Origin of the sequence: Christiangramia qingdaonensis (genome assembly GCF_048381525.1) — a bacterium.
In the GTDB taxonomy this organism is placed as follows: domain Bacteria; phylum Bacteroidota; class Bacteroidia; order Flavobacteriales; family Flavobacteriaceae; genus Christiangramia.
This window is the reverse complement of sequence record NZ_JBLWIM010000013.1, coordinates 7928-12917: the sequence shown is the minus strand read 5'-3', so window position 1 is coordinate 12917 and position 4990 is coordinate 7928. Positions and strand designations below refer to the sequence as shown.

Sequence of the window (4990 nt, the reverse complement as noted above, 5' to 3'; positions counted from 1 at the left end):
AGAAATAGCAAAAATTACAGGATTAACCGAAAATCATATCGCTGTAAAAATGAAAAGAATTAGAAACGAACTTTTAGATTGTATAATTTCTAAAATAGATTAAGATGACACAGAAAATAGAATGGGAAGAAGTGAAAGAAATTTGGAAAAATTCTTCACAATCAAAGAAGATTGATATCCATATTTCCCAATTGAAAGAAGAATTAAAAAGTAAATCAAGTGAATTTGAAAAGAATTCTATCAATTCGGATATTTCGGTAATTACCTCTTATTGGGATGATTTTAAATCGAAGACAAGTCAATTTGAAAAAGATTCGGTAAAAAATGATTTGTCTGAAATAAATAAATTGCTAAAAAACTTTCTTTCACTATTTAATAAGAAGAAATAGTATTTTAACCTACTATTGCCAACAACGGTTCATCGCCAATAGACGGTAGCGTTATTAAGAAAATAATTAACTTGACCAACAAACCAATACTAAGCCGACAAATCCGCGTCCTTTACTCCGCCAACTGGCGATAACCGAGACCGTTGTGCGTCATTTTCAAACGAGATTAATTTTATAATCAATATGAAAAAAATATTATTTATCGTCCTACTGATAAATACTTTTTTAGTTCAAGGACAAAACGAAATTCAAGTTTATCCTTCAGGAATTTATAACACCTTTGAAGATTTTCAACATAAAGAACCAACTTCAAAAGAAACATTTTCAACAAAACAAAATCGGAACATCATCAATAATACTTTTCGAATAAAAGATAAAAATGGAAAAAAGATAAAAGAGGCCTTTGCCTTATCAGATAAACAAAAGCTTTATGTGCGAACTAATTCAATGGAAGAACGATTTACTAATTCAGAATTCGATAAACCAAATGCAGAAAAGAAAGATTACTCATTAGCCAATTTGATAAATGAAAAATACATCTATTTTGAAAATTATTTTCAAAGTAAAGGCGTATCCAATTGGGGAATTGGAAAAGTATATCTATCAGGAATAATTTATAATATCGAAAAAGGAACTTTCACCGCTTTAAATTCAATTGATCATCTTAATTCTTTTTTAGAAACAGAAAATTTAGATCCTATTGAAAAGAAAGATCTCCAAAAAGAGAAATTTGAAATAACAGATACCCGCAAGGTAATGGTTCAGTTATTTGAATTAGAATAGAAAACGTCGCACAACATCGGTTAATCGCAAATAACGGGTATTTTAGAAAAAGTGTAATTTTAGAAACCAGGAAAGAAAATAGTTAATCCGACAAGTCCGCGTCCCTACTCCCGCAACTTGCGATAACCGTAACCGTTATATGCTATTGCTCCGCAGAATTTTAGCTACTAAGAACAATAATTTTTCTAATCCGACTATGAAGTGCTTGGAAGCCCTCATATGACAAATCCGAAGTAAGAACTTTTAGTAAATCGATAACTTACATAATTCAGATCCGAAATGAGATTCTACATGTATCTTTCAAACGAAATTTTATGGGAAAGAACGCCGAATTTTAATTGAATATATACGCTAAAGAATTTTCAGGATCTACTGGAGCAAACTTAAAGCAAAGCAAACTGGAGTTTCTGATTGATAGCTAAACTAAAACGGACGTTCACTCTTGCGCAATGATTTCAGTTAAGAAAATAAATTACACATTAAAATTTTGAGGTTCCCGACAGCGGCAAATCTCCCGTTCTTACTCGGACGTATCGCAACAGCATATAACAACGAATATTCGCAATTGTGGCCATTTGAATTAAAATAGTATTTTTAGAAACCAACAAACAAAAACCTAAGCGGACAAATCCGAATACCTTCAACCACAACTGACGATTATTCGAAACCGTTGGCAGCAAGCTTTTAGAAAATTCAAATGATAGAAATCTTTAAAACTGACAAAATCCCATCTGACTTTTTAGAAGCTCTTAGATTATCCATGAACTATGGATTCATCTCAAAAAGAGAAATATGGAATTGGGCTTTAAAATCAATTGAACTATCCGATAAATACGATCCAATTCTTTTCGATTTAATAGAAGGAAAAGAACCAGATGGAAGGCAAATTGATTTTGCCTTAATAATAAGAACCCAGAATGATGAAACTGACAAATCATTTAGGTTATTAATCAGTTCGATAAATAATCAAGTTTCGCAGGGAGAAATATCTTTAGAGGAAGCAGCAAATAAATAATATTATTACACCCGAGATTTAGAGATAAATGAACCAGAAAGAGATTTTTTATATCATTTTGATAATGACTTTTACTTGGCTAAATCCCATATAATAGGAGATATTGATTCAATTAAAAATGAATTAAAAGACACACTGGAATTCTATAAAAGATTAGCATTTGATAATTACAAAGATTGGAATTCGATCAATAAAGAAATAGATTCGAGAATAAAGCCGGCTGCCAACAACGGCTCATCGCAAATAACGGGCAGTTGACTGAAAATGGTTATTTTAGAGACCAATTATTGAAACACCTAATCCGACAAATACGCGTCCCAACTCCCGCAACTTGCGATAGCCGGGACCGTTGTAATGCATTTTTAATCAAACTGAGGAACTAAAATGAAAAATTGCTTTAAATGCGAAACTAAAATTGAGGACAGCTTCAAATTTTGTCCAAATTGCGGTTCAAATCAGACCGAGATTAAATGTCCAAACTGTAAATATAGTAATGAACCAAATTCTAAATTTTGTCAAGAATGTGGCATTCATTTACTCGGAAAACAAAAGCCCGAAATAAAAGTAGAATTAATCCAACAGCCAATTCCTGAATTTGGAATTACAGTTGAATTTAAATATTCTACATCTCAAACTTTTGATTTTGCGGTAGAAGAGGCACAAAAATTTACTACATATCAACAGATTGGCGAAGATAAAAAAGCAATTTATCGTGTTAATGTAACAGAAGACCAAATAGAAACACTTGAACCACTTTTAGAGAATTTAAAAGGTTGGCGAAATAGAAAGGTTTATCACAACGGAGAGAAAGTTAAATGGGATACGATGTTCAGTCATCAATGGTGTTATGAACAAAGAAAAGCAAGTTATAAGCCAGATTTATATTGCTTCGGATACGAGAATAATTACGACTACAATTTGTGGGGATGTATTCAAACAAGGCTTGCTTTTACAGAACATTCAGAGTTATTTAAATATGGAAAATGGCTAAATACAGAAGGTGATTGGGAATTTGATAAAGAAAGAATAAGTCACGAATTAGAAAAAAATCTTTATCAATATCGATTTTGCCCAGCTATGAATTTGGATCTCGTCAAAGACGTTCTTCTTGCTTTTCCGGACCAAGTCAATCCATCGAAGGATGATGATTGGAAATTTATAAGAAACTACAGTTCTCAAGATGGATTAAGAATCACACAAAAAAGTAGTTTTGGATATGAAGAAGAATATTTTGTAAATGGTGCTGCGCCGAATAGTATGAAAAAGTTCTTACTGCAGGTTAGCAAAAGAATGAAAAGAAAAATACCAAGTGAAATAATACAACGTTAAAAAAACGCATTACAACATCGGTTAATCGCAAATAACGGGTATTGCGGAAAAAGCGTAATTTTAGAAACCAAGAAAGAAAATGGTTAAGCCGACAAGTCCGCGTCCCTACTCCCGCAACTTGCGATAACCGTAACCGTTACAAACAAGAACGACTGAGAGTTTTAGGATTAGAAGTAAAAATGGTATCCAACATAAAACTCCATTAAGTCAAAATTAGACATCACATATTAATAAAAATGCTATTATGAAAACTTGGGAATTTAAAATGGAGAGTACTCCTAGCATAATAAGTGAAAAATTAAATTCTTCACTTGAGTCATTTAACGGATTTGTGTTCAATATTAAAAATGATAAAAAGAATTCAATTTCATTTAAAATTCACAAACGACTGCAATACGCCTGGTACATAATTTATCATAATAACGTAATCGTGAATGGTAGATTAGGTGGAACAGAAACTAAAAATGCAACGAAAGTAGAAATCACTTTCAAGCAGCATTTTTTATGGAAATTAGTAATATTTACACATTTGTTTTTGGGCTTTGGTTTTATAATAGCCTTAATAGCAAATAATAATACAAATATTGCTATATATACATTTGCGGCAGTATTAATAGCAATTGGCGTATTCTTATGGAGCAAACTCCAGAAAAAGTACAATAGAAATGTTCAAGAATACAAAAATCTGATATCTGAAATTTTAGATCTTTAATGAGCATTTGGTTTTCGTTCCAGTTTGTAACAACGGTTCATCGCCAATAAGCGGCACTGTTAGGAAGAAAATATTTAACTTGACTAACAAACCAATACTAAGCCGACAAATCCGCGTCCCCTACTCCGCCAACTGGCGATAACCGAGACCGTTGGCTCCAATTTTATGTTAAAATTTCGTTCTTAATTAATGCCGTTTACATTCTCACATCCAGCAATAGTTTTACCATTAAAATTTATATCCAATAAATGGTTCTCATTGACCGGACTTGTAATTGGAAGTATTACTCCAGACTTTGAATATTTTATAAAAATGAAGGTCGAAAGTCATTTTAGTCATTCCATATTAGGAATATTCTATTTCGATTTACCTTTAGCAATAGTACTTACGTTTATTTTTCATAATATCGTTAGAAACCAACTAATTGAAAATTCGCCGAAAATAATTAAAGCACGAACAATAGATTTCAACAATTTCAATTGGAATCAATATTTCAAATCAAATTATTTAGTAGTGATTATATCTATTTTAGTTGGGATTAGCTCTCATATATTCTGGGATAGTTTTACACATAAAACAGGATTTTTCGTATCAGAAATAATCTATCTACAGAAGAATATAGAAATAAGAAATTACAACTTCCCTATTTATAAAATTCTACAACACTTAAGCACAATATTAGGAGGTTTAATAATTGCTTTGAGCACCTACAAATTACCTGCGAACCAAAATAAAGCAGGTATGGTAAATTATAAATACTGG

The 4990-nt window shown here is 31.5% G+C and carries 6 protein-coding genes; all 6 read left to right on the top strand.

The genetic code is table 11. The features are described 5' to 3' along the window. Positions 1 to 104 precede the first annotated feature (104 nt). The gene (locus ACNI3T_RS11310) at positions 105 to 389 is read left to right on the top strand and encodes a hypothetical protein (protein WP_418227902.1); all 285 of its coding nucleotides are present in this window, start codon (positions 105 to 107) and stop codon (positions 387 to 389) included. 183 nt (positions 390 to 572) lie between these two features. Beyond that, positions 573 to 1172: a hypothetical protein gene (locus tag ACNI3T_RS11305; RefSeq protein WP_418227901.1), complete on the top strand. Its 600-nt coding sequence runs from the start codon at positions 573 to 575 to the stop codon at positions 1170 to 1172. A 697-nt stretch (positions 1173 to 1869) separates the two neighbouring features. Further along, a complete protein-coding gene (locus ACNI3T_RS11300; protein ID WP_418227900.1) occupies positions 1870 to 2187 on the top strand; it encodes a hypothetical protein in 318 nt (105 codons plus the stop codon). A gap of 384 nt (positions 2188 to 2571) precedes the next feature. Further along, positions 2572 to 3516: a zinc ribbon domain-containing protein gene (locus ACNI3T_RS11295; RefSeq protein WP_418227899.1), complete on the top strand. Its 945-nt coding sequence runs from the start codon at positions 2572 to 2574 to the stop codon at positions 3514 to 3516. Positions 3517 to 3760: 244 nt separating this feature from the next. Continuing rightward, positions 3761 to 4228: a DUF423 domain-containing protein gene (locus ACNI3T_RS11290; protein WP_418227898.1), complete on the top strand. Its 468-nt coding sequence runs from the start codon at positions 3761 to 3763 to the stop codon at positions 4226 to 4228. 189 nt (positions 4229 to 4417) lie between these two features. Beyond that, positions 4418 to 4990, top strand: a 573-nt coding sequence (locus ACNI3T_RS11285) for a DUF4184 family protein (protein WP_418227897.1), incomplete at its 3' end; no start/stop codon positions are given.